At 63.0% G+C, this 22,454-nt stretch carries 23 protein-coding genes; 7 read left to right on the top strand and 16 right to left on the bottom strand.

Going from position 1 to position 22,454, the window contains the following annotated elements; all coding sequences use genetic code 11:
- Positions 1 to 250 precede the first annotated feature (250 nt).
- The 4 genes from EA473_RS13605 to EA473_RS13590 all read right to left on the bottom strand — a co-directional run bounded on the left by EA473_RS13605 (position 251) and on the right by EA473_RS13590 (position 2,985).
- Positions 251 to 673: a universal stress protein gene (locus EA473_RS13605; protein ID WP_124196207.1), complete on the bottom strand. Its 423-nt coding sequence runs from the start codon at positions 671 to 673 to the stop codon at positions 251 to 253.
- Positions 674 to 1,026: 353 nt separating this feature from the next.
- Complete coding sequence (locus EA473_RS13600) at positions 1,027 to 1,701, bottom strand: cytochrome c biogenesis CcdA family protein (RefSeq protein ID WP_124196206.1); 675 nt, start codon at positions 1,699 to 1,701, stop codon at positions 1,027 to 1,029.
- 1 nt (position 1,702) lies between these two features.
- Complete coding sequence (locus EA473_RS13595) at positions 1,703 to 2,254, bottom strand: TlpA family protein disulfide reductase (RefSeq protein WP_124196205.1); 552 nt, start codon at positions 2,252 to 2,254, stop codon at positions 1,703 to 1,705.
- 2 nt (positions 2,255 to 2,256) lie between these two features.
- On the bottom strand, positions 2,257 to 2,985 hold the full coding sequence (locus EA473_RS13590) for an SCO family protein (RefSeq protein ID WP_124196204.1): 729 nt from the start codon (positions 2,983 to 2,985) through the stop codon (positions 2,257 to 2,259).
- Between the two features lie 203 nt (positions 2,986 to 3,188).
- On the opposite strand from EA473_RS13590, the gene EA473_RS22345 reads away from it, so the two are divergent.
- The 4 genes from EA473_RS22345 to EA473_RS13575 all read left to right on the top strand — a co-directional run bounded on the left by EA473_RS22345 (position 3,189) and on the right by EA473_RS13575 (position 6,748).
- Complete coding sequence (locus EA473_RS22345) at positions 3,189 to 3,365, top strand: hypothetical protein (protein WP_165875289.1); 177 nt, start codon at positions 3,189 to 3,191, stop codon at positions 3,363 to 3,365.
- Positions 3,366 to 3,745: 380 nt separating this feature from the next.
- Complete coding sequence (locus EA473_RS13585; protein ID WP_124196293.1) at positions 3,746 to 5,374, top strand: alpha,alpha-trehalose-phosphate synthase (UDP-forming); 1,629 nt, start codon at positions 3,746 to 3,748, stop codon at positions 5,372 to 5,374.
- Positions 5,375 to 5,377: 3 nt separating this feature from the next.
- On the top strand, positions 5,378 to 6,280 hold the full coding sequence (gene otsB / locus EA473_RS13580; protein WP_124196203.1) for a trehalose-phosphatase: 903 nt from the start codon (positions 5,378 to 5,380) through the stop codon (positions 6,278 to 6,280).
- 108 nt (positions 6,281 to 6,388) lie between these two features.
- Positions 6,389 to 6,748 (top strand): winged helix-turn-helix domain-containing protein, encoded by a 360-nt coding sequence (locus tag EA473_RS13575; protein ID WP_124196202.1) that lies wholly within the window; start codon positions 6,389 to 6,391, stop codon positions 6,746 to 6,748.
- A 317-nt stretch (positions 6,749 to 7,065) separates the two neighbouring features.
- On the opposite strand, the gene EA473_RS13570 is transcribed toward EA473_RS13575, so the two are convergent.
- Both EA473_RS13570 and EA473_RS13565 read right to left on the bottom strand, forming a co-directional pair.
- Complete coding sequence (locus EA473_RS13570; protein ID WP_124196201.1) at positions 7,066 to 7,857, bottom strand: peptidase M10A and M12B matrixin and adamalysin; 792 nt, start codon at positions 7,855 to 7,857, stop codon at positions 7,066 to 7,068.
- Between the two features lie 85 nt (positions 7,858 to 7,942).
- Positions 7,943 to 8,209, bottom strand: a complete 267-nt coding sequence (locus EA473_RS13565) for a hypothetical protein (RefSeq protein WP_243645263.1) — start codon at positions 8,207 to 8,209, stop codon at positions 7,943 to 7,945.
- Positions 8,210 to 8,590: 381 nt separating this feature from the next.
- Here EA473_RS13565 and hutH point away from each other — a divergent pair, with 381 nt between their 5' ends.
- Positions 8,591 to 10,222 carry a histidine ammonia-lyase gene (hutH, locus tag EA473_RS13560; RefSeq protein ID WP_124196199.1) on the top strand — a complete coding sequence of 544 codons (1,632 nt, stop codon included), beginning with the start codon at positions 8,591 to 8,593 and terminating at the stop codon, positions 10,220 to 10,222.
- A 200-nt stretch (positions 10,223 to 10,422) separates the two neighbouring features.
- Here the strand turns inward: hutH and EA473_RS13555 are convergent, their stop codons facing one another.
- The gene (locus EA473_RS13555; RefSeq protein ID WP_124196198.1) at positions 10,423 to 12,402 is read right to left on the bottom strand and encodes a bacterio-opsin activator domain-containing protein; all 1,980 of its coding nucleotides are present in this window, start codon (positions 12,400 to 12,402) and stop codon (positions 10,423 to 10,425) included.
- A gap of 541 nt (positions 12,403 to 12,943) precedes the next feature.
- Complete coding sequence (locus EA473_RS13550; RefSeq protein WP_124196197.1) at positions 12,944 to 13,195, bottom strand: MTH865 family protein; 252 nt, start codon at positions 13,193 to 13,195, stop codon at positions 12,944 to 12,946.
- 146 nt (positions 13,196 to 13,341) lie between these two features.
- Between EA473_RS13550 and EA473_RS13545 the strand changes: the two genes are divergently transcribed.
- Positions 13,342 to 13,731, top strand: a complete 390-nt coding sequence (locus EA473_RS13545) for a CopG family transcriptional regulator (RefSeq protein WP_124196196.1) — start codon at positions 13,342 to 13,344, stop codon at positions 13,729 to 13,731.
- A 137-nt stretch (positions 13,732 to 13,868) separates the two neighbouring features.
- Here the strand turns inward: EA473_RS13545 and EA473_RS13540 are convergent, their stop codons facing one another.
- The 7 genes from EA473_RS13540 to EA473_RS13510 form a co-directional block, all read right to left on the bottom strand.
- The gene (locus EA473_RS13540) at positions 13,869 to 15,542 is read right to left on the bottom strand and encodes a cobyric acid synthase (protein WP_124196195.1); all 1,674 of its coding nucleotides are present in this window, start codon (positions 15,540 to 15,542) and stop codon (positions 13,869 to 13,871) included.
- 153 nt (positions 15,543 to 15,695) lie between these two features.
- The gene (locus EA473_RS13535; RefSeq protein ID WP_124196194.1) at positions 15,696 to 15,908 is read right to left on the bottom strand and encodes a hypothetical protein; all 213 of its coding nucleotides are present in this window, start codon (positions 15,906 to 15,908) and stop codon (positions 15,696 to 15,698) included.
- Between the two features lie 139 nt (positions 15,909 to 16,047).
- The gene (locus tag EA473_RS13530; RefSeq protein ID WP_207890183.1) at positions 16,048 to 17,541 is read right to left on the bottom strand and encodes a hypothetical protein; all 1,494 of its coding nucleotides are present in this window, start codon (positions 17,539 to 17,541) and stop codon (positions 16,048 to 16,050) included.
- Entirely contained in the window at positions 17,538 to 18,293 is a 756-nt protein-coding gene (locus EA473_RS13525) for an ABC transporter ATP-binding protein (protein ID WP_124196193.1), read from the bottom strand. The genes EA473_RS13530 and EA473_RS13525 overlap by 4 nt, the downstream gene beginning before the upstream one ends.
- Positions 18,294 to 18,552: 259 nt before the next feature.
- On the bottom strand, positions 18,553 to 19,242 hold the full coding sequence (locus EA473_RS13520; RefSeq protein ID WP_124196192.1) for a cob(I)yrinic acid a,c-diamide adenosyltransferase: 690 nt from the start codon (positions 19,240 to 19,242) through the stop codon (positions 18,553 to 18,555).
- A 91-nt stretch (positions 19,243 to 19,333) separates the two neighbouring features.
- Positions 19,334 to 19,867: a peptide-methionine (S)-S-oxide reductase MsrA gene (msrA, locus tag EA473_RS13515; RefSeq protein ID WP_124196191.1), complete on the bottom strand. Its 534-nt coding sequence runs from the start codon at positions 19,865 to 19,867 to the stop codon at positions 19,334 to 19,336.
- 112 nt (positions 19,868 to 19,979) lie between these two features.
- Entirely contained in the window at positions 19,980 to 20,657 is a 678-nt protein-coding gene (locus EA473_RS13510; RefSeq protein WP_124196190.1) for a 2,5-diamino-6-(ribosylamino)-4(3H)-pyrimidinone 5'-phosphate reductase, read from the bottom strand.
- A 405-nt stretch (positions 20,658 to 21,062) separates the two neighbouring features.
- On the opposite strand from EA473_RS13510, the gene EA473_RS13505 reads away from it, so the two are divergent.
- Positions 21,063 to 21,686 (top strand): hypothetical protein, encoded by a 624-nt coding sequence (locus tag EA473_RS13505; protein WP_124196189.1) that lies wholly within the window; start codon positions 21,063 to 21,065, stop codon positions 21,684 to 21,686.
- Positions 21,687 to 21,848: 162 nt separating this feature from the next.
- Here the strand turns inward: EA473_RS13505 and EA473_RS13500 are convergent, their stop codons facing one another.
- On the bottom strand, positions 21,849 to 22,283 hold the full coding sequence (locus EA473_RS13500) for an ester cyclase (protein ID WP_124196188.1): 435 nt from the start codon (positions 22,281 to 22,283) through the stop codon (positions 21,849 to 21,851).
- Positions 22,284 to 22,454: the final 171 nt, after the last annotated feature.

The following is a 22,454-nucleotide window of genomic DNA, read 5'->3' as shown; positions in this document are numbered from 1 at the left end:
GGGAAAATTATCGGTTCGATACTCACGGGTAGTACTCGATTTCGATTGGGGTCGGCCCTCGAGTTCAGCGATCGGTGTCCCATACGGTTTGCTGTCCGTCATTGCCGGCGCACCCGCCGTCCGGATCGCGGGTGTGCCGAGACATCGGTACAGTAATCCGTATCAGCTCCGGTGAGGTTGGGACCCGTTTTCGATTCCATCGGAAACCCGTCACACCAGACCTACGAGGGGTCGAAACCGGCGAGAACCGTCAGGGATTTTCCCTGACCGTCACGACGGGAACCGTGGCGTGACGCACGACCTCCTCCGCGACGCTCCCGACGATCAACTGATCGAGACCTGTCCGACCGACCGTTCCGACGACGATCAGATCGGCGCCGGTGGCGTCTGCAGCGTCGAGTATCTCCTCCTGTGGGACACCGCTTCGGATCGCCGTCGTCACGTCGACGCCTTCGGCGGTCGCGACCCGTTCGGCCGCTTCGACGGCTTCGGTCGCTTCCTGTTCGGGGTCGGATCGGAGTTCGTCGCGCTTTTCGGAACTGTGAGGGCCCTCCTCGACGACCGAGAGGACGTGGACGGTCGCGTCGAGACGGTTCGCGAGTGATACCGCGTGTTGAGTCGCACGCCGAGCGCCGTCACTCCCGTCGGTCGCGAGCAAGAGGTCGTGATACATCACTCGGTTACCGTTCGTCCGCCGGCCGGATACACACCTGACTTGCCGATGCTGGGTCTTGAAATCGAGCTACCTATAGTAGCCACTGCACGTCATTGCACACCGGATCGCCAGACTGTTCGGCGATGGGTGTGTACATCGTTGCAGTTGTTACTATAGAAAAAGACCGCCCAGCGATGACCGCAGTTTCGACACTCGAACGTTCGCTTGAGTCCCGAATCCGTCACGATACGCTCGAGTTCCGTGCGTTCGTCCTCGAGACAACTGGGACACCGGACGGCAGTCACGCCCTGTGGGGTTCACCGTCGGCCGAAGAAAGCGGGGCTAACGGGATTTGGACGCACGACGGATCGTCAGATCACGTCGAGGACGAAGATCGCGAGGTACAACTGACCGAGCCCGGCGACGATCATGACTCCCCCTGCGATTCGTTTGAGGTGGTGACTGTAGGCCATAAGCGTCCCGGTGCTGGCGACGAGCCCCATTCCCGTCGCGACGGTCAGTGAGACCATCAACGCGACGACGCTGCCGACGTAGGTTCCGACGATCAACATCGCCGGCACCGTCGGGTACGAGAGGGCGCTCGCGACCACCGTGCCGAAAAGCGGTGCGACGCAGCCTGCGGCGGCCAGCGCGTAGCCGACGCCGAATATCCCGAACCCGAGGAGGCCCGAACGCCGTTTCGGGAGCGCGATCGACACCGAGGGAGCGCGGTCGAACACCACGAGGACACCGAAGATCACGAGAAGCGCGCCGACGATGGGCTCGAACAGGGTGACGTTCGTAATCGTCGAGTGACCGACCCAGAACGCCGCCCCGAAGAGGACGGCGAGCGTGAGGAGAACGCCGGCACCGGCGATCATCCCTCGACCCAGCGCTCCGCCGAGCGACGGCTCTTTCCCCTCGGTCTGACTGACGTAAAAGCCGACGTAACCGGGCAACAGCGGATAGGCACACGGCGAGAAGAACGTGATGAAACCGGCCTGTAACGCGAACGCGAGCGTCAGTACGAGCGGTGCGTCGAGCATCTTACTCCTCCTGGGCGTCCGTTATTCGACTGACGAGTTCGTCCGCCGTCTTGACCCCGTCGTCCGACCAGTGTACTCGACCGGAGGCGTCGATGACGACGGCGGTCGGATAGCCGCCGGCCAGATACCGTTCGGTCAGCTCTGCCGTCGGATCGAGTCCCAGCGTCCAGTTCCCGTCGTGGTCGTTCCACCACTCGACGAGTTCGTCCTCGGTGATCGCGCCGTTCTCGCCGACCGATTCGTTGGTCACCGACAGAAAGAGCACGTCGTCGCTGACGCGCTCGTTCGCCTCGGCCAGTGCCGGCATCTGTTCGATACAGGGTGGACACCAGGTGCCGAAGATGTCGACGAACGCAACCCGATCGCCCGGCGGAACGAGAACCTCACCAGCCTCGCTTCCCGGCGCGTCGACCGTTTCGATCTCGAGCGGATCGTACTCCCGGTCCGTGCCGAACAGATCGTCACCGGACGGGACGCCGACGACGGCGAGTGCACCGGCTCCGACGACGACACCCGCACTTCCGATGCCGGCGATGATCTCCCGTCGGCGCATGATTATCGTTGTGCGACCGTTCTGGCGTCCTCGACGATCGTTTCGATGCTGACCGCCTCCCGTTGATCGACTGCGTTGGGGTAGGCCCGCTCGACGACCCCGTCGTGGTTGACGAGCATCACCAGGTTGAAATGTTCGAACGTGTACTCGCCGTGGTCGTGGTCGTCTTCGGAATCGTCGTGGTCGTGGTCGTCAGAGTCTTCGATACGCTGGATCGGCATCCCGAACGTGTCGTCGAGCAGTTGCTTCCCCTCCTCGTAGCTTTCCGGGCGAAGGAAGTGCCAGTTGTCCGCCTCGTGGTCGACCCCTTGCTGGCCGGCGTACTCCTCTATGACCTCCGGCGTGTCCCGCTCGGGATCGAAGGTCATCGCGAGCAACGCGATGTCGTCGTCGTATCCCCGTTCGATCGCGTCTGCTTGCGTCCGACGGAGTCGCAACAGCAATGCGGGACAGGCACCGTCCGGACAGGCGGTAAAGAAGTACGTCATCAGAAACGCCCGGTCGCCGGTGACGTCCTCGAGCGAGACGGTCTCGTCCGCCAGCGGATCCGGGAGCGTAAACGAGGGGAACTCGTCGCCGTGGGTCGGATGAATCGGGTCCCCCCGCCTTTCGTCCGGCGGCCCGAGGACGGTTCGGCTGTCACCGCCGACGAGGGGGACGTCGTCGAGACAGCCTGCGATCCCCGCGATTCCCGCGGCCCCCAGCGAGTGAAGATACGTCCGTCGTTCCATACTCGACGTCTCGGCTGGGACGATCAAAGGTTCGTTGGTTCGCGTTTCGAACCGTTCGGCCGCTCGAGCGAACTCGCCGCCTCGAAACCGCCGCTCGTCCGATCGGTAAATCCGACCGTACGAAGGACGAACGATTCGAAACGATCTGCAACCGGATAGTACGGCTGGTATAACTATCGAACGGTGTCGTCTATCTTACGGACATGTCGAAGTCGAACCGTGCGGCGATGCACGTCGGGTGCCCCGCCTGTGGTGGAATCGTGAACGCGTCGGTTCCGCCTGGGCCCGGAATCGACGAAGAGAGCGACTCGAACCGATTGCAAGGACGCGAAACCGTCTGTCGAGACTGCGGGCACGAACTCGAGCTCTACTACTACTGAGACGGTTTGCTGTACTGCTGTCCGTCATTGTCGGCACACCCGCCCCAGGGTCGCGGGTGCGCCGGTACATCGGTACAGCGATTCGTATGGGGCGGGCTGTTATCCGCCTCATTCGTCGGGAGTGACGGGTCTGTCGGAACGACGTATCGGTGAAGTCATAGGGAGTCGCATAGCCGATCGGAGATTCCAAAGCCCGGCCTTCCACAGTGGGTCGCGTTCTTCGTACGGGAACTCCTCCGAGACTCCCTACCAGTAATCGGTTCCAACAGACCGTCTGACCGGACAGTCCATCGAAGCTGAACGGTATGGGGTGCGTATTAGACTTCCATGCGGGTGCAGGCCGCGAATCAACCCGTGGGGACGCTGTGTTGTTCCAGCGAATGCGCTTTCCCGACGAGCGTTTGTCGTTGACGAACCCGTATAGCCGACAGTTGCGGTGCGACGGACGAGGGCGAACGAGCGACGACGCCTCCGACGAAGCGGCCTGTCCCGGCCCGCTCATCGTCGTCTCGAATCGGCAACCGTATCGCCACGAGTACGACGATGCCGACGCGGAGGACGACACCGAACGATCGGTGACGGTCGACGAACCGACGGGCGGACTGACCGCAGGTCTCGACCCAGTCTGTAAGCGAACCGACGGAACCTGGATCGCCTGGGGTGACGGCAGCGCCGACTTCGACGTCACCGACGACCGAAACTGCGTGTCGGTTCCGCCGGATTCGGAGGGGTACACGCTCCACCGACTCGACCTCTCGGAAGCGGCCGTCGACTCGTACTATCGCGGGTTCAGCAACCGCGTTCTCTGGCCGATCTGCCACGGTTTCTCGGATCTCCTCGAGGATCGACCGACCGATTTCGAGTGGTACCGAACCGTCAACGAACGCTTCGCGTCTGCCGTCGCGGACCACGCGACCGACGACTCGGTCGTCTGGATTCAGGACTATCACTTCGCGCTCGCACCGCGACTCGTCCGTGATTCGATCCCGCCTTCGGCAACCGTCGCACAGTTCTGGCACATCCCGTGGCCGGCGCCCGAAACCTTCCGGGATTGCCCCGCCGGCGTCGATGTGCTGGAGGGGGTGCTCGGAAACGATCTGCTCGGCTTTCACGTGGATCGATACGTGGAGAACTTCCTCGAGTGCGTACAGAGATACGTTCCGAACGCGACAGTCGACCGGGACCAGCGACTCGTCCGCTACGAGGGCGAGCCGACGACGGTCGTCGCAACGCCGATGGGTGTCGACGCCGCGTCTTTCGACCGGCGCGCACGTGCAGCCGATCGACGGAATCCGTCGGCGCTTTTGACGGACGCGGTCTCGGAGGAAACCGTCGTCGGGCTCGGCGTCGACCGCCTCGATTACACGAAAGGTATTCCGGAACGGCTGGCCGCGCTCGAGCGGTTTTTCGAACGCAACCCCGACTGGTGTGGCGAGTTCACGTTCGTTCAGAAAGCGACTCCCTCGCGCACGGAAATCCCGACGTACGAGCGCTACGGGGAGTTCGTCCGAAACGAAGTCGAACGAATCAACGGACGGTTCGAATCCGGCGACTGGAAACCGATCGTCTACACCGAGGAGTACGTCGAACCCGACGACCTCTGTGCGCTGTACCGGCAGGCGGACGTGATGATCGTAAGCCCGATCATCGACGGAATGAACCTCGTCGCACAGGAGTACCTGGCGGCGAGTGTCGACTGTGACGGAGCGTTGCTGTTGAGCGATCGAACCGGCGCATACGAACGACTCGGCTCACACGCACTCGGTATCGACCCGACCGACACCGACGCCTTCGCTCGACGGATAGCCGAATCACTGTCGATGCCACGCCACGAGCGACGGCGACGGATGAACACGCTTCGACACCGCGTCTTCGAAAACGACATCGGATCGTGGATGGATAGCCAGTTCGACTGGATTCAAAGCATACACGAGGGCTCGAGTTCGGAAGCGATCGATCAGGATCCCGACACTGACCCCGACTCTCCCGAGTATACGCCACGGGTGTGAGTCATGTCTGAGGAACCGCCACCACGACTCGACGAGCAACTGCCACAGATTCGATCACGCCTCGCCAGAGCATCGGACCTGCTCGTCTGTCTCGACTTCGACGGAACGCTCGCCCCGATCGTCGACGAACCGGACGAGGCGACACCCCTCGAGGCGAACGAGCGGGCCCTCTCGGAACTCGTAGCGGAACCGACCGTTTCGACGGCCATCGTCAGCGGTCGGTCCCTGCCGGACGTTCGGAACCGTATCGACGAGGCGGACGCCTACGCCGGCAATCACGGCCTCGAACTCGCCCGTTCCGGAGCGGTTTCGGTTCACCCGATCGCTCGCAAACGAGCCGCCTCGATCGACGAGGTTTGCTCGGCACTCGAGCCCGTTCTCTCCCCGGTCCCCGGTAGTCGCATCGAAAACAAGCGCTTGACCGCGACGGTCCACACCAGAAACGTCCCGGAGCCCCTTCGGCCGATCGTTCATCGACGAACGACGACGATCCTCGATCGGTTCGGCGATGACGAACTCGAGTTATCACGGGGGAAACGCGTCCTCGAGATCGGTCCTGCGATTCCGTGGGGGAAAGGCAACGCAGTCGAACTGATCGCATCCGGACTGCCGGACGACGCGGCAACGGTGTACGTCGGCGACGACGTGACCGACGAGTCGGCATTTCGCGTCGTCGAACCAGCCGGGATCGGCGTTCGCGTCGGCGCCGACGATCCGTCCGCCGCATCCTGTCGAGTTCGCTCGCCCACCGACGTCGTGTCGTTTTTACAGTGGCTCGGGTCGGCCGGCGTCGATCTGATCGAGCAGTCCGGACGACGCGACGAAACCCCTGTGGACCCCCCGAGAGCGTACCCGTCACGGGGACAGATCGATCTCGAGTACTTCCCGAAAAGTCGTGATGGATGAGCCGCTCCATTCCGGAAAGTGTTAGCCACCCCCATTGGTAATTAACCGGAACGAGCCGAAAGTATTAGTTACCACTGGAAATATAGTGTGTCTAGAGAGTGAACGACCGTGAAATTACGACAACCAACTGATTTCTTGATCCTCGATGCGCTGGAGGACAAGGGCCGGAACGTCGCGACGAACCTCGCCGCCCACACGGGCAAAAGCCGAAAGAACATCAACACGAGACTGCCTGTGCTCGAGGATTACGGGCTCGTAGAGAAAATCGGTCCCGCCGAACGATCGGGACTGTACGAGATTACGACCCTCGGCAAAGCGGCACTCGTTTACCGGGACCAGTACGACGACGCAGACGACTTCGAGTCGCTCATCGAAGGTCCGTCCGCGGCAGACGTCGACGAAACTGTCGACGCCCAGGCGAGTTTCGCCCGCGGCGACGACTCCGACGGGAACGGCGACGGCGAGTGATACGGACTGCTGTACGTCGGTTCCGAAGACCGCGGGACGGTCCTGGGCGCTCCGGTAGACGGGGACAGCAATCGGTATGAGTCGGTGCGTTGTAACTCGGTGACGATACGATCGAAGACCGATCGGGGTCGTACCGGCATCTCGTGAGGGCGCTTCGTCTGCAGTCCCTCGAGTGGCGTTTTGACCCTGGACTGGTGAGCGAACTCGTGCGGAGGGAGCCGATATCGCTCGTCAGTCGACGGTTAGAACGGCACGAGTCGATCTGCCCGAAACGGCCGGGATCGTAGCGGGCGACCGGGATTGTGCGGGTGTCACCCTTACAGACCGTCACAACACTGGTCTCGAACCCGAACTCCACCGCTGTACGTCGAGAGTTCGCGACGTGCGCAGGTGGAAAACGCCAGACTGAGCTGTCGCTCTAGCCCGTTCGGATCGGGGTAGTTCGTTCCACACCGTGAGCGATCGCCTCGATACTCCGGATCGAACGCGTAGGTGCTGAGCATCGGCGTCGCCACGACGGCGTCCCCGTAGCGAAATGCGACGCCGTGGTCGTGGTGCAACCCCAGCGCGTGACCCACCTCGTGGAGGAGCACCTGCATCGTCCGCGTCGGCGTCGTCAGCGCAACGAGTCGTCGGTCGACGTCTCCCTCGGGGCCCGAACCGACGAGTTCGTCGAAAGGAGGGAGTCGGTCGATGTACCGCGCACCGCCGACGGAGGCAATGTGTGGCAGCCCGTACCCCGTCGGTGCCCGCTTCATCTGGCCGTCCGTAACGAGGAGGTTGACGTCCGCGACGGGGTCGAGGTCGCTGGAGCCGACTGCTCCCATCGTGACGGCAAGCGGCCACTCCCCGCCGCTCGTCACGCGAGCCCCGTCTTCGGTGGAGACCGAAACGGTCCCGCCGATCGAGGCCTCGAGAGACCAGAACTCGAACTCGAGGAGCCGTTGGACGTACTCGAGTGCCCTGTCTGCGACGCGGTCGTACTCGGCGGCGCGCTCGGAGAGCCAGATCCGACACTCGAGCGTTTCGACGGGGTCGCGGGTCGCGTACGCGAGCGTCCCGACCGAGGCGAACGAACCGAGCGCTCCCAGCACGTGCCGCCGATTCACGGGGTTCGGTAGCGAGTGGAGCACACTCTATGTATCGGTTACCATATTCACGTTTTATGACCGAAAGGGAGAGAGGGGACTCGAGTCACCGCGGCCCGCACAGTGGTTGGCGCGTCTCGACGACGTGGGCGGCTCGCCGTTCGATACGGATTTCGGTCCAGTTCGGCAACTCCTCCGGGTCGACGGGAGTGAGAAAGAGCAGTTCCCCGCCGTCCGCCTCGACCAGTCGCCGATCGGGATCGCGCTGGGAGAGACAGCGCCGCCAGCGCCCGCTCTCGAGTCGCCGGTGGAGTTGCCAGTCGGTGTAGTACCGACCGTTCGATGCCTCGTACACGGACTCGACGACGTTCACGGATCGGTCACCACAGGCGCTCCCCATCTGCGACGGCCGGTCATGTTCGTTCGGACGATACGGTCTGGACCACATCGGCGCTCGGGTTCACAATGGAGACTTTTATACTATCGAGACTGTCCGGGAGTCCGAACGAAGCTGCGTACTGTAGCCACTGAACGTCACTGCACACCCGATCGCCAGGTGGCTCGGCGACCGGTGTGGAAATCGTTTCATACGGATTACTGTACCCGATCTGCCCCCTGGGGAAATGGCCGACGGTGTTCTCGGATCACCCGAATTTCCTTGAGCGTCCCGAGCGTACGGGTCGGATATGGTCCCTTCGACCGAGGCCGGTATCGGAACTCACGCGAGACGAATCAGTTACCGAGTTGATCGTCGATGACCGTCGAACTGGACGGAAACACCCTCACGCCCGAAGCCGTCGCCGCGGTCGCAAGAGACGGAGTTCGAATCGAGGTCTCGGAGGCCGCTCGCGAGCGCGTTCGGGAGTCGCGGCGGCGAGTCGAGGACGTCGTCGAGAGCGGCGAACCGGTGTACGGACTCAACACCGGCTTTGGCGAACTGGTCGACGAGCGGATACCGCCGGAGAAACTCGAGGCGCTCCAGCACAACCTCCTTCGCAGCCACGCGGCCGGCGCGGGTCGGACGCTCACCCGCGAGGAGGTACGGGCGATGATGGTCGCTCGGATCAACGCACTCGTGACGGGCCACTCCGGCATCCGCGAGGCCGTCGTCGATCACCTCGTCGCGATGTGTAACGGCGGGGTCCATCCGGTCGTCAGATCGCGAGGCAGCCTCGGCGCGAGCGGCGACCTCGCGCCGCTTGCCCACCTGTCTCTCGTCCTCATCGGCGACGGCGAGGCGTTCGTCGAACCGCCCGCGGGGGCGGAATCCGCGGCCGGCGAATCGACCGCAGACCGGTCGGAGCCGGCACAACGCCTCGCCGGTGACCGAGCGCTCGAGGAGATCGGATTCGAGCCCCTCTCGCTCGCGCCGAAGGAGGGGCTGGCGCTGATCAACGGCACGCAGTTGACCACCGGGCTGGCGGCGTTGGCAGTCGTCGACAGCCGACGTCTCCTCCTCGCCGCAGACGGGGCCGGTTCGTTGACCACCGAGACGACGCTCGCGACGACCGCGACGTCAGACCGCGCCATCCAGGACGTCCGTCCGCACTCGGGACAGCGCACGACCGCGGCGAACGTCCGGCGGTTCACGGCGGGCAGCGATATCGTCGAGGCCCACCGCAACTGCGATCGCGTCCAGGACGCCTACTCGCTTCGCTGTCTTCCCCAGGTCCACGGGGCGGTCAGGGACGCCGTTTCCCACCTTTGGGAGGCCGTCGAGATCGAACTCAACAGCGCGACCGACAACCCGCTGGTCTTCGCGGCCGACCGCGTCGACGAGCGCGCGTCGGGGACCGACAACGCATCGGTCCTCTCCGGTGGGAACTTCCACGGCGCACCGCTGGCAACGCGCCTCGAGTACGTCCGTCTCGCGCTGGTCGACCTCGCGGCGATCGCCGAACGGCGGATCGACCGGCTGTTGAATCCGAACCTGCAAGAGCCCCATCTCCCTCCGTTTCTCGCAGCGGACGGCGGCGTCGAATCGGGGTACATGATCGTCCAGTACACGGCTGCGTCGCTCGTCAACGAGTTGCGCTCGCTCGGGCCGGCGTCGACGGACAACACGCCCGTCAGCGGCGGGCAGGAAGATCACGTCAGCATGAGTGCCCAGTCCGCCTTTCACGTCCGGCGGGCACTCGAGGACGCGACCTGGGTCGTCGCCGCCGAACTGGTCTGTGCCGCCGAGGCCGCGGAGTACGTCCAGGACGCCTTCGATACGACCGACCGCCTCTCGCTCGGCATGGGAACGGGGGCGCTCTACGACCTGATCCGGGACGTCGTCCCACCGCTTTCCGGCGATCGGTCCCCGGCCGACGACGTACAGCGGGTTGCCGACCTCGTCTCCGACGGAGTGGTCGCCGACGAACTCGAACAGGCGACCGACTGATACGGTTTACTGTCCGTCAGTTTCGGCGCATCTGCGAGCCGGGCGACGGATGTGGCGGTACATCACCGGGTGGCGGGTGTAGCGGTACATCAGTACGGCGATCTGTACGAGGGGGGTAGTGTCGGCCGAACGCCGGCGAAACGCCCGCCGACGGGACATACGGTCTTATAGCGGTACTGACGCACGCCAGTCCATTCCGGTCAATCGACCGTCCCGGCACCCGCCTCGAAGAACTCGCCGAGAATCGTTTTGAGTCCCTTTCGAAGGTGCTGGTGCATCGTCGGCGGTGAGACGTCCATGGCCTCCGCGACCTCTTCGCCGGTACTCTCGCGAGGCCAGTCGAAAAAGCCGCCGTAGTACGCGAGTCGGAGGGTCGTGAGCTGTCGGTCGGTGAGTTCGTCGAGAATTCGGTTGCGACGTTCGGCCGCGGTCTGGACTTCCCGGTCGACTTCGCGGCGGGCGGCCAGTTCCGTGTTCTCGTAGACAGCGGACAGCGCGTCCGCGACCTCCCTGACGTTTGCGTTCTGTGGGACTTCGATCAGACAGGTGCCGACGTCGTCTTCGACCGTCACGTCGCGGATCGTCACGCCGTGGTTCGTAAGCGTCCGAACGCCCGATTCACAGAGGCGGATTTCGATCGTACAGCCGGTGGTACCGTCGTGGACGAGCCGACACTCCTCGACCGAGTCGTGGTCGGCGGCTTCCGTGATCACCGTCTCCCCGTCGAGACCGTCGATAGTGACGAACTGGAACGCACGTCCGTTCGCGGTCGTCCCGGCCCACTCGAGCGAACACGTACAATCGTACTCCCGGGAGAGGTCGAACGAGAACGTGTCGCCGCCGTCGATCCGAAACTCGAGTTCCACGACCGTATCGGCGAACAACAGCTGGCGGTTCTTGACGGCCATGATCGTAAATCCGATCGTTTCGCCGAGCAGTCTGAATCCGGCCCGCTCGCTCTCGCTGAACGCATCGTCGCGACTGGCGAGGACCGTGAGGACGCCGAAGTCCGTGCCCTCGTGAGTGATCGGAACCGCGACGACGCCTCGCACGTCGTCTTCGCGGACGGCATCCCGAAGCGGTTCGGGGACCGATTCTCGCTCGACACCGTAATTTTCCGTCTGAATCTCACCGGTTCTCGCTGCCCGCCTGAACGGGCGGTTGCCGTCGGGAGTCCGTTCGCGAACGTACTCGAGGTAGGCCGTCGCTTCGCCGGCACCGGTCCGGTATCTGAGCTGGCCGTCACCGGTCCACTCGGCGATCCACGAGCCACAGTACAGTTCCGAATCGACGAGCTGTCGACAGACGTCGCGTTCGATCGCGTTCCGGCTCGGGGCGTCGACCAGCGTCTCGATCACCTGTCGCACGATCGCGTTGATCCGGTTCAACGTCTCGAGTTCCGCCTGACGAGCCCGGAGTTCGAGTTCGCGTTTCACTCGTTCGGTGATCTCCCGTGCGAGCCAGACGACGGCGCGTTGGCCGTCGATCCAGCCGTCGATCGGGACGACGCGGGCCTCGAACCGAAGCCAGTCGTCGTTCGTCTGGGCGTCGTACTCCACCGACTGGATTTCGTCCGTTCGTATCGCGGTGTCGATACAATCCTGGAGCGTCTCTGCGGTGTCGTTCGGGAAAACGCCCTCGAGTTCCATGCCGACGAGGTCCGCAGCGTCCATCTCGTACAGATCCTCCGACTCCGGCCGAACTCTCGCCTCGAGATACGTGCCGTCTTCGCCGATGACGAAGGCCTCGTCGGGAAGTTCGGTGGCCAGGATCCGACGAAATTCGTCGTCCCGAACTCGATCCGCGTGTGAGTCGGCTTCGATGGCCTCGACGATCCGATCGACGCGCCGGTCGGCGGTCGACCGAACGTACTCGGCTGCCCGGATACGGAGTGCAGCGATCGCGAGTGCTTCCCCTCCGGCGCTGGGTGCGACGACCACCGGAACGTCTATCGTCCGGCCGTTGATCAGTTCGCCCTGTTCCCGAACGGTTTCGGGATCGTCGAGTGCCAGTACGATGCCGTCCGGGCATCGCTCGTCGAGTACGCTCCCGAGAGCGTCGACCGAAATACGACGAACTCGGTACTCCGTTCGACCTCGCAGATCCTCGACAGTACGGCACTCTCCCCCTCGAGAGTCGGTTACGAGGACGATCAATCCGGTACCACTGTCACCGTTCATACCGTCGATAGACACCATGCGTTTCGGAGGGTCGCGCCGGATCTCACTCTCCAAGCGCACCTCTCCCTTCTACTCAAAATAATGTTGTAGGATAAAAAACCCGATGGTCCGGTGTTGAGCTGTCGTCGTCGCGTTCCGGCGGTCGTCACGTGATACGGATTACTGTCACTGTTTACCGGCGCACCCGCGACCAGAGTGATCAGCGCAACAGCTGAACCCCTTGAGTGAGAGAGCAAACCACGTCCGAAAAGAGAAGATCCTGAGCGAGCTTTGGTGCTTGTTCAGAACTTATGCAGACCACTCGGGCGGCGGGTGCGCCGGTAAGGACTGACAGTAAACCGTATGAGAGGTGTTTCGCTCGCCGAATCCACACGGACTCCGTCGGTACCCTGGGAGCGCGATTCTTCCGTTTGTCGTCTCCCGGTTTCCATAACAGAGGCCGGATCACTCCGGCGGTGTGTCGTGACGATTTGTCGGCACAGACACAGACGAGTCAAGGTGTGACGGAACTGATTTCCGGGGATTCGTTTCGAACTGGGAGCTACAATTCGCCTTGCTCTTTGAGATCCTCGATGACGTCGTCGACGAACGTCTCGACGTCGTCGTATGGGAACTCACCGCCGGAGGTCTTCGTATTCAGTTCCATCGCCGTCATCGAGAACTCCCCGGACTCGAATTTCGTTCCGGGTCCGTCCGGGAGCGCCGGAACGAGATCCATCGGACTCGAGATCGGGTAATCGGCGCCTTCGAACGCGTCGATCATCTGCTCGCGGATTTCGTCTTCATCTGTCATCGCGTGATCCACTTACGCCCGATAAATAATAAATTTGTAGGTAGTTGAACCGCCGGCGAGGCGCGTGAACCTACTATCTTCCGGACAGGATCGGTCTGGAGCGTTCTCCGAAACAATAATTAATGAGCGGTGTGGAATTTCTTCTCATGGCGAAAGATACCGTCAGGTACCCAGACGAGGTGGTCGAGGAGATCGATACGCTCGTCGACGACGGTATGTTCGAGAGCAAATCCGAGTTCTATCGGTTCTCCGCGGAGTACGTTCTCTCGCTCATCAACCCGGAACACGACGTCAGGACGTTCAACTTCGAGGAGATCAAATCGGAACTCGACATCTCGGAATCGGATCACGCACGGGCGCTCGGAACCGACGGCGGGACGTTCTTTCTCGACGCCGTAATCACGGTCCGAAAGCAGGGGCTTCGTGGTAACTACGAGGCAGCGGAACGATTCATCGATACCCACTACGAGGCGACCGATCAGGAGTGTATCGTCCTCGAGGAACTGCTCGGAACCTATCGAAACGGAACCGAATAGCGGATTCTCACACTATCGCACAGAACGATAGTTGCAGTTGTTACTATCTGTGAAGATCGGTCGCCCTCCTGCGACCGACTCAGGTGGCGGCGGCCGAAAATTCGCGACCAGCTCTTACTGACGCCTGTCCGATAGTGTCAACGACCGTCCGTCCACACGTCAGCGAGGCCGCCGAGTGCGTCCAGATCGAGGTGGTCGCCGACGAGTGTCGCCGCTCGATCGTACGGCGTCCGTCCGCGTTCCCGACCAGCAGGGGACGGCGTGACCGGACGCTCGCCTCGAGTCGGTCCCTCGGGGCTCGCGTCGTCCGCAGCGGACGCGATAAACGCCTTCCGAACGGCGTCGTTGTCGAACAATCCGTGGAGATACGTCCCCAGAACCAGGCCAGACGCGGCACTCGAGTCACCGAGCGGACGGCCGACGTCCGCACCCTCGAGGACGCGCGTCCGACCGGCGTGAATCTCGTATCCCGACGCGGTCCCGTCGGCACCGGCGAGCACCGGCGTCACAGATCCGTCGACCGGAACCGACGTCCGCTCGAGGTGTTTCTCCGACTCGAATCTGGTCTCGACCGGTAACAGACCCAGTCCCTCGACAGTCTCCGCCGTGCCGACCCCCTCGAGGGAAGCGTTGGTGATCCGTTCGCCGAGTATCTGGTAGCCGCCACAGATGCCGACGATCGGTCCGTCGAAGTCCCGCAAGAACTCCTCGAATCCGGCCTTCCGGAGCGCGAGCAGGTCGTCGACGGTGTTTTTGGTTCCCGGAATCAGGACCGCGTCCGCGTCGACCCCACGGAACGGATTTCCCGACGTCTCGGACGACGCGTCGATTCCGTTGGGATCGACCGGAACGAAGGCCACGGAGACGCCCGATTCGTCCGCCAGCGCCTCGATATCGGTGGCGTTCGAGAGTCGCGGGAGCCGGGGGACTGCGACGGTGACGCGCCGGTCGTCCGGGACGCCGTCGTCATCCCCGAGAACGCCCCCGCTTTCGGAATCGGGGAGCGAGACGCTATCCTCCTCGGGGAGCCCGGGGTCGTCGTACGGGATGACGCCGACGATCGGAACGCCGGTTCGGGCTTCGATCTCCCGGATACCCGGCTCGAGCAACGATGGATCACCGCGAAACTTCGTGATCGCCGCGCCGACGACCCGTTCGTTCAGAGCCTCGGGCACGAGTTCGAGCGTCCCGTAGAGGCTCGCGAACGCGCCGCCGCGTTCGATATCTACGAGCAGAACGATGTCGGCGTCGGCGAAGCGAGCGGTCTCGACGTTCGCCAGATCCCGGTCGTGGAGGTTGATCTCCGCGATACTGCCCGCCCCTTCGGCGACGATCACGTCGTGGTCGGCCGCGAGCCGCCGATACGCGGCCTCGGCGACGGTACGAGCGCGTTCCCAGTGATCTTCGTAGTAGCTCCCCGCTGCCATGTGCCCGCGTGCCACCCCGTCGATTACGAGCTGGCTCTCGCCATCGCCGCGCGGTTTCAACAGCACGGGATTGCAGTCGGTCGTCGGCGTCGTTCGCGCCGCTCGAGCCTGTACGAACTGTGAGACGCCGATCTCCCCCCAGTTTCCCGCATCCAGTCGATCGTTTCGCTCCGCCCCGCTGGCGTTCCCGGCGACGTCGTCCCTCGCTCCGTTGTCTGGCGCCCCGTCAGGGCGAACGACGACTCGAGCGTTGTTACTCATGTTCTGTGCTTTAAACGGGGCGACGGAGACGCCGCGGTCGGCGAGCAGTCGACAGAGGCCGGCGGCGACGGTCGACTTGCCGACGTGACTCGCCGTCCCGGCGACGAGGAGCGTCCGGGTCATCTGCGTGGTACCGACTCGACCGGGCGGGGCTATCGACCTGTCGATTCTCAGACTCCGTCGCGCGAAACCGTATCAGACGGGTTACTGTACGTCATGTCCGAAGCGACCGAGAGCCGTCCCGCGGTCTCAGGTCCACAGTGACGGCGATCCGAATCAGTCCTCTTCGTCCGCTCGTTCGGGTGGCTCACCGCCTTCGAACGCCACTTCTTCCCCGGAGTGTGGCTCGATGTGGCTCAGAATTTCGTGTGGGACGTAGCCGATGTTGTACCCCTGTTCGTCGTGGAGAACGATTCCGTGGTCGTACTCGCGGAAGTCGAAGCAGTTGATCTCCTCGTACGCGTTTCCGGGTTTGAAGACGACTTTCATACGATTCGTATCGACGTACTGGCTGTTCCCGATCCGCCTTGCAAGCGAAAGGGAGTTTCAGGATCGACTGTGGGTTGTGGCCCTCGATTCGGTGCGATCGTCTCGTCGACGACTCTCGACCTCCGTGAGGAAAGTCGCGCTAGCGCTCGAGGAGTCGCCGTTCCCACCGAGGCCCCGCGCGACTCGAGAGGGCGTATCCAACGATGGCGAACCCGATGCCGGCGAGTGCGAGACCGACGGCGACGGTCGTCGACGGCGGCACGACGACGAAGCCGGCGACCAGCGTGGGGACGAGCGGAAGGGCGACGCCGGCGGTAAACGTCGCGAACCGGACGGCGTCGAAGAGGAACTCGTTGGGCGAGAAGCCGGCGAGATAGACGGTGAGGCCGTAGTAATACAGGGCGTACCCTGCGAGTATCATCGCGCCTGCGCCGGCGTCGACCGCCGTCGCGTCGAACCAGACGACCGCCACGAGATACGGGACGCCGACGGTCGGAACGCCGACGAGGACGAACGCGGTTCGTTTCGCACGAAACACCGCTTCGACGGAGACGGGGTAGACGAGGTACGCCTCGAGCGAGTCGAACTGGGTGAGCCAGTTGTAGGTCGTAAACGCCGACAGGCCGAGGACGCCGCCGAAGAAGACCCCCGGCGCGGGCTCGATTCCGGTGATCGCGTCGACGACGCCGACGAGCGCTGCGACGAGCGCGAGCAAGATTCCAGCCGAGACGAACGGCTTCCAGACCCCTCCCGACGACCGCGCGAGGTCGAGCAACGTCTTCGCGACCAGCGCGTCGTCACCGACGGGAAGGGTGTCGCTCAGTCGGGCGAACCGATCGCTCGCCGTCCGCGTCGGTGTGCCGTACGTCGGATCGTACGTCGCGAGCGCCCCGACGGCGACGATCACCGTGACGAGTCCGAGAACCAGCGCGTCGACCGTCGCCGCCTCCAGCGGAACGAGCAGGCGTCGAACCGTTCCGGCGGAGCCAGTCGCTATCGCGGCGACCGCACCGGTTCCGAGCCCGCCGAGGACGGCCACCGTCGGGACGCCGCGGCTTCGAACGGCGACCAGCGCGACGGTTACCGCCATCCCGAACGCGAAGACGAGCGAGAGCGAGAGCCAGTACCCGAGCACCGTCACGGGCGTCGACCCGGATAGCTCGCCGAACGGAACGGCAGCCATCGCCATCGGAAGCACGACGACGAGCGCGTAGAAGAGCCCGTCTTTGACCAGAAACACGCTCAGGAGTCGTTTTCGGGACAGCGGCAACGTCGACGACGTCGAGAGCACGAGCGAGAGCCGACCGAACACGTTCTCGAGCATGTCCGATCCGGCGAAGGCGGCCGTTCCGCTGTAGAGGCCGAAGCCGAGCGCCAGAACGTGGCCCCACCGGCCGATTCGCTCGGCCGGCGTTCCGGTTTCGAGGAGTGCGACCGACGCGGCGACCGAGAGGCCAGCGATCACGACCGGAAAGAGCGCGAACCGCCACCCTCCGAACAGTCTCGTGTGGAGTCGCCACTCCTCGCGGAGGAGCGTCACGAACAACAACCAGTTCGACGTCCGTCCGGTGTTCGACGAGCGGGCGGAATCGGGCGTCGCGGACGGATCGGTCCGGGGGGAACCGGACGTCATGGACGGATCGATCCCGTCGCCGGGAGGTCCCGGGCGTCCGCGTCCCCGACGTGTTCGAGAAATACCTCGAGCAGCGACGCGTCGTCGACCCCGTCCTCGAGCGATCGCTCGGCGACGATCGCACCGTCGGCGACGATGCCGACGCGGGTACAGATCGACTCCGCGACGTCGATGTTGTGCGTCGAGACGAAGACGGCGTTGCCCTTTGCCGCGTAGTCGACGAGGAACCGCTTGACCTGTTCTTGAACCAGCGGGTCGAGATTCGCCAGGGGTTCGTCGATGAGGACGACCTCGGGGTCGTGGACGAACGCCTGCGCGATCATCACCTTCTGCTGTTGGCCCCGTGAGAGGTCCGTGTGAAGCGTCTCGAGTTTGTTCTGAAAGCCGAGTCGATCAGCCCAGCGCTCGGTGTTCTCGCGGATACGGTCCGGTTCGAGGTCCCGGACGGTCCCGACGAACTCGAGGTACTCACGCGGGGTCAGAAAGCTCGGCGGTGATCCCTGTTCCGGCAGGATGCCGACCCGCCGTCGCGTCTCGAGGGGATCCGTAATCGGGTCGGTTCCGAGAACGGTTATCTCGCCGCTATCGGGACGTATCTGCCCAGTCAGCGAACGTATCGTCGTGGTCTTTCCGGCTCCGTTCGGCCCGAGAAAACCGAAGAGTTCGCCGCGTTCGACGCCGAAACTCATGCCGTCGACCGCACGCACGCTGCCGTAGGACTTGCACAACTCGTCGACGCGGATTGCGTCCATCGGGCGATGTTGTTATCAGAGATAGATAATAACCGTACCGGCGTTGCGCCCTTGGTGACGCCTCGAGTGGGCTGGACTCGTCGACAGACAGCGCGCCGGCTCGAGCGAGTTCGCCGTCGCCGACCGCCTCAACAGACCGCCTCCTACGAATTTCTGTAACTACGAATTACTGTACCGATGTACCGCGCATCGACCGATGTACCGGCACATCAGTGACTCGGACGGCCGCTACGCCGACACTGACCGACAGCAAACCGTCTCAGTACTCCGTTCCTCGTCTCGCTCGCTGTCCGTCCTCGATCGGGTGTTTCTCCTTGCGAACGTTCGTGATCAGGTCGGCCCGATCCTCGAGATACGTCGGCGGTTCGTGACTTCCCGAGAGCACGAGTTCGAGCGAGTCCGGTTTCGCGTCGATCAACGCGAGAACGTCGTCCGTCTCGATCAGCCCCCGATCGGCGGCGTACAGCACTTCGTCGAGAATCAGCATGTGAACGCCGTCTTCCGGCGGCGCACCGAGTGCGATCGGCGCATCGAGGTCCGCATTTGTGCCGCACTCGAGCAGCGTTTCCGCCCGGTCGAGGCCCGCCTGGGCCTGGCGCTCGTGGTCTGCTTCGTCGCTCCCGTCGGCCATCCCGTGCCAGCCGTAGTGGCCGAGGTTCTCGTAGCTGATCCCCGGCAGGGCCTCGATGGCGTTGTACTCGCCCCGAACCGCCTCGACGCTCGAGGCACCGCCTTTCATGAACTGGAGGACGTGGACCCGGTAGCCGTGGCCCGCGGCCCGCATCCCCATTCCGAGGGTGGCCGTCGTCTTTCCCTTGCCGTCACCCCACCAGACCTGGACGAGGCCGAACTCCTCCGGCGCGTCGGCTTCGATTCGGCTGGCCTCCGGTGACCGCCCCTGCCCCGGCGTGTTCTCGAGCGTCGCCTCGGACTGCCGATCGTCGTTCATACGGATGATCTGGCGCCGACCGTACATGTAGCTGTCCGATTCGCGGTGGCCTGGTCGTCTCCGGACACCGGATCTCCGCTCACGGCCCCCGTCAGTCGCCGCCCGTCGTCTTCGACGCGAACGTCTCGCGAACCTTCTCGACTTTCGGCGCGGCGTGCATCCGGCAGTACGCGTCGGTCGGATTCTTCTCGAAGTAGTTCTGGTGGTACTCCTCGGCCTCGTAGAAGGTGTCGAGCGGTTCGATTTCGGTAACGATCCCGTCGTACACTCCTTCGGCCTCGAGTTCCTCGGCGAACGCCTCGGCCGTCTCGAGCTGGTCGTCGCCGTGGGCGTAGATCGCGGACCGATACTGGCTGCCCACGTCGGGGCCTTCCCGGTTCAGCGTCGTCGGGTCGTGGATCGTAAAGAACACCTCGAGGAGGTCCTCGTAAGCGATCCGGTCGGGATCGTACTCGATCTGGACGACCTCCGCGTGTCCGGTTTTCCCCGAACAGACGGCCTCGTAGGTCGGTTCCTCGGTATCGCCACCCGCGTAGCCCGAGGTCACGGATTCCACGCCACCGAGTTCCTCGAAAGCCGCTTCGACACACCAGAAACAGCCGCCGCCGAACGTCGCTCGTTTCATAGCCGGTCGTAGGCCCCGCTCGAGGAAAGGTGTGACGGGAAACGAGGTTAGTGCCTGTCGTCGACGGTCGGTTTATACGGGCCGGTGTCACACGGTTCGAAATCTATCCGGATCACGTGTCCGTCGACGAACCGCCGGCAGACCACGTGAGCAACGCCCCGTCGTCGAGCCGTTCGAGGGACTCGAGGGTCAGCGTCGGGAACTCGGCGACGAAACCGTCGCCGTCGGCGAGCGTCGGAGCCTCCCGGCCACCGATCAGTTTCGGGCCGACGAACACCTTGAGTTCGTCGACCAGCCCGACTTCGAAAAGCGAGAAGATGAGTTCGCCCCCGCCCTCGACCATGATCCGTTCGAGTCCGGCCGACTCGAGGGCCGCGAACGCGCGTAGGAGGTCGACGCGTTCCTCGCCCGCCGTCACGAGCTCTGCGTGTGCGGCCAGATCCATGCGTTCGTCGACGGGGGCGACCTCGCCGACGCAGACGAACGTCGACGCCGCGTCGTCGAGGACTACGGCGTCCGAGGGCGTTCGCGCCTTCGAGTCGACGACGACTCGCGCAGGGTGTTTCGACCGGCCGTTCGCGAGTCGGCGTTCACACAGCCGTTCGTCCTTGACGGTGAGACTCGGGTCGTCCGCCAGGACGGTGCCGACGCCGACGACGACTGCGTCGCTGTCGGCTCGGAGTCGATCGACCCGGGCGAAGTCCTCCTCGCCGCTGATCGCGATCTGCTCGCGGCGTCTCGAAGAGAGTTTGCCGTCCGCGCTCATTGCCGCGTTGACGACGACGTGCATAGGTGGTGCTCGTCGCCCATCCTAAAGAACACCCGCGTCCTGACTCGAGATCTGGGCGCGGACACCGAAGATTTGGAACCCGGAGGGATCAACGATCCATCAACGACGGTAAGTACAGGGTAAGCAATTACCGAAGCAGCTATAGTAACAACTGAAACGATTGACACACCGATCGCCGATCTGTCTGGCGATCGGGTGTGCAATGACTTTCAGTGGCTACTATATTGGCCTATCCGAAATGTGCTAAAAGTCGGCTGCTGAATATAGAGCGTGTATTCCTCAAGGTGGTCGCGTCAATTTCGTATATTTCCAACGATTACGTGAGGCAGATACCTACGGTGATCCCTTCAATCTGGTTTTCAGACCAATATATACGCTGATCTTCTTGAGTCGCGTACCAACCATATGTCTACGAGAATTGTTACCAAGCCACAGTGGGAGACATTCGAACAGTCGAGTGCCCTGGCATTCCTCCTCGGAGGCGTGTTATTCACGCTCGTCGTAGTAAGCCTCATCGCCCTCGGAGAGACCGTGCCAGAGATCGGTCTCGAACTGGCATTGGTGGCCGTATTCGTGCTCGTCGCGGTTGGAATGGGTGGACTCCGTCCGAAATTGCAGCATCGTGCCGCTCGATTAACCGATGTCGGTACCCTCGGAGCAGCGATTGCTATCGTCGGTGCTCTCCTTGCGTTGGTCATGCTTGCAGTCGTTTCGGTTACCGGCTGGAACCCCGGGATTCTCGAACTCGTCATTTGGATGGGGACGTTAGCTGCCCTCGCCCTCGGGTTTCTGGCATTCGGGGCCGCCATCTGGAAGACTGAGGCCGTCAAACGCATTACTGGGGGATTATTGGTGGCGGGAGGGGTGTTCCTTCTTGTTTACATCGCTAATACGATTCTCTGGGAACTCGAAGTGGTTGCTCTCGTGATGATGGTGCTATGGGGACTCGTACTACTTGGCGTTGGCACCGCTCTCCGGACTGAACCGAGGCCGCGGCTTGCCGAGAGACTGGAAGACGGGACGGCCTAAAACGCCGCTGCTGAATACGCGATTTTGTCATTGAACTAGACGGCCAACCTATTCGGGAGTTGGGGGAATAGCGGACGCGATACAGACCTAAATTTGGCAAAGCAGTATCGACAGTGACTGAGATAACTTACTCGTGTGGAGTGAAATATTGGGGTGGCCGGATTATTCTCCGGGTGGTTCGATGATCCCTAGCTGTACAAACAATCCGAGCATGTCAGGCTGGACCCATCGTTCGACGATTTTGCGTTCTTCAATACGGGTGAAGACCATATTTTCGACCTCAAATTCTTCTCCAGTAGGCGCAACACCCATGAACTCTCCATTGTGCCTCCCTCGAAGGAGTACACGCATAGCGACGGTATCTCCTTCGGCGACGATGTCCTCGACGGTCGCGGAGAAGTCCTCAAACGCTGTGTGAAGGTACTCGATTTGTTCCTTGAGTTCCTCGCGGCTTTTCATCTCTCCAAGCGGGCTGTGATCGATCACACCTTCGGCACAGATCTCATCGATGAGGTCTAGGTTACGCTCGGTTGCGACTTCTTCTGGAAACCGTCGTGAAATTCGTTTGTTCTCCGCTGTATCTGCTGTTGTTGCCATTGTTTTCCCCAGGTGCCCAAAACAAGGAATCTGCCTCCAATGGGGACTCCGAGTAAGGACTAATGTGCTCTATGACACACACCATGATAAGGACTACCGAACATCAAGCGGAACAGGAAGCTTGTGCTGCATTCGCGCTCTCTCTGCAGCAGCCCCCGAACAATCCTTCTG

The sequence above is a fragment of the Natrarchaeobius chitinivorans genome, assembly GCF_003841505.1.
Taxonomy (GTDB): domain Archaea; phylum Halobacteriota; class Halobacteria; order Halobacteriales; family Natrialbaceae; genus Natrarchaeobius; species Natrarchaeobius chitinivorans.
Note: the sequence above shows the minus strand (reverse complement) of the source record. Positions and strands in the feature narration are given on the sequence as shown.

Coding starts and splice junctions, on each gene's coding strand:
- msrA (WP_124196191.1), bottom strand. CDS start 19,867: ATGAAACGAGCGACGTTCGGCGGCGGCTGTTTCTGGTGTGTCGAAGCG.
- EA473_RS13525 (WP_124196193.1), bottom strand. CDS start 18,293: ATGGACGCAATCCGCGTCGACGAGTTGTGCAAGTCCTACGGCAGCGTG.
- otsB (WP_124196203.1), top strand. CDS start 5,378: ATGTCTGAGGAACCGCCACCACGACTCGACGAGCAACTGCCACAGATT.
- EA473_RS13535 (WP_124196194.1), bottom strand. CDS start 15,908: ATGAAAGTCGTCTTCAAACCCGGAAACGCGTACGAGGAGATCAACTGC.
- hutH (WP_124196199.1), top strand. CDS start 8,591: ATGACCGTCGAACTGGACGGAAACACCCTCACGCCCGAAGCCGTCGCC.
- EA473_RS13530 (WP_207890183.1), bottom strand. CDS start 17,541: ATGACGTCCGGTTCCCCCCGGACCGATCCGTCCGCGACGCCCGATTCC.
- EA473_RS13600 (WP_124196206.1), bottom strand. CDS start 1,701: ATGCTCGACGCACCGCTCGTACTGACGCTCGCGTTCGCGTTACAGGCC.
- EA473_RS13605 (WP_124196207.1), bottom strand. CDS start 673: ATGTATCACGACCTCTTGCTCGCGACCGACGGGAGTGACGGCGCTCGG.
- EA473_RS13585 (WP_124196293.1), top strand. CDS start 3,746: ATGCGCTTTCCCGACGAGCGTTTGTCGTTGACGAACCCGTATAGCCGA.
- EA473_RS13540 (WP_124196195.1), bottom strand. CDS start 15,542: ATGACCCGGACGCTCCTCGTCGCCGGGACGGCGAGTCACGTCGGCAAG.
- EA473_RS13510 (WP_124196190.1), bottom strand. CDS start 20,657: ATGCACGTCGTCGTCAACGCGGCAATGAGCGCGGACGGCAAACTCTCT.
- EA473_RS13555 (WP_124196198.1), bottom strand. CDS start 12,402: ATGAACGGTGACAGTGGTACCGGATTGATCGTCCTCGTAACCGACTCT.
- EA473_RS13595 (WP_124196205.1), bottom strand. CDS start 2,254: ATGCGCCGACGGGAGATCATCGCCGGCATCGGAAGTGCGGGTGTCGTC.
- EA473_RS22345 (WP_165875289.1), top strand. CDS start 3,189: ATGTCGAAGTCGAACCGTGCGGCGATGCACGTCGGGTGCCCCGCCTGT.
- EA473_RS13500 (WP_124196188.1), bottom strand. CDS start 22,283: ATGGCAACAACAGCAGATACAGCGGAGAACAAACGAATTTCACGACGG.
- EA473_RS13590 (WP_124196204.1), bottom strand. CDS start 2,985: ATGGAACGACGGACGTATCTTCACTCGCTGGGGGCCGCGGGAATCGCG.
- EA473_RS13505 (WP_124196189.1), top strand. CDS start 21,063: ATGTCTACGAGAATTGTTACCAAGCCACAGTGGGAGACATTCGAACAG.
- EA473_RS13520 (WP_124196192.1), bottom strand. CDS start 19,242: ATGAACGACGATCGGCAGTCCGAGGCGACGCTCGAGAACACGCCGGGG.
- EA473_RS13545 (WP_124196196.1), top strand. CDS start 13,342: ATGGCGAAAGATACCGTCAGGTACCCAGACGAGGTGGTCGAGGAGATC.
- EA473_RS13550 (WP_124196197.1), bottom strand. CDS start 13,195: ATGACAGATGAAGACGAAATCCGCGAGCAGATGATCGACGCGTTCGAA.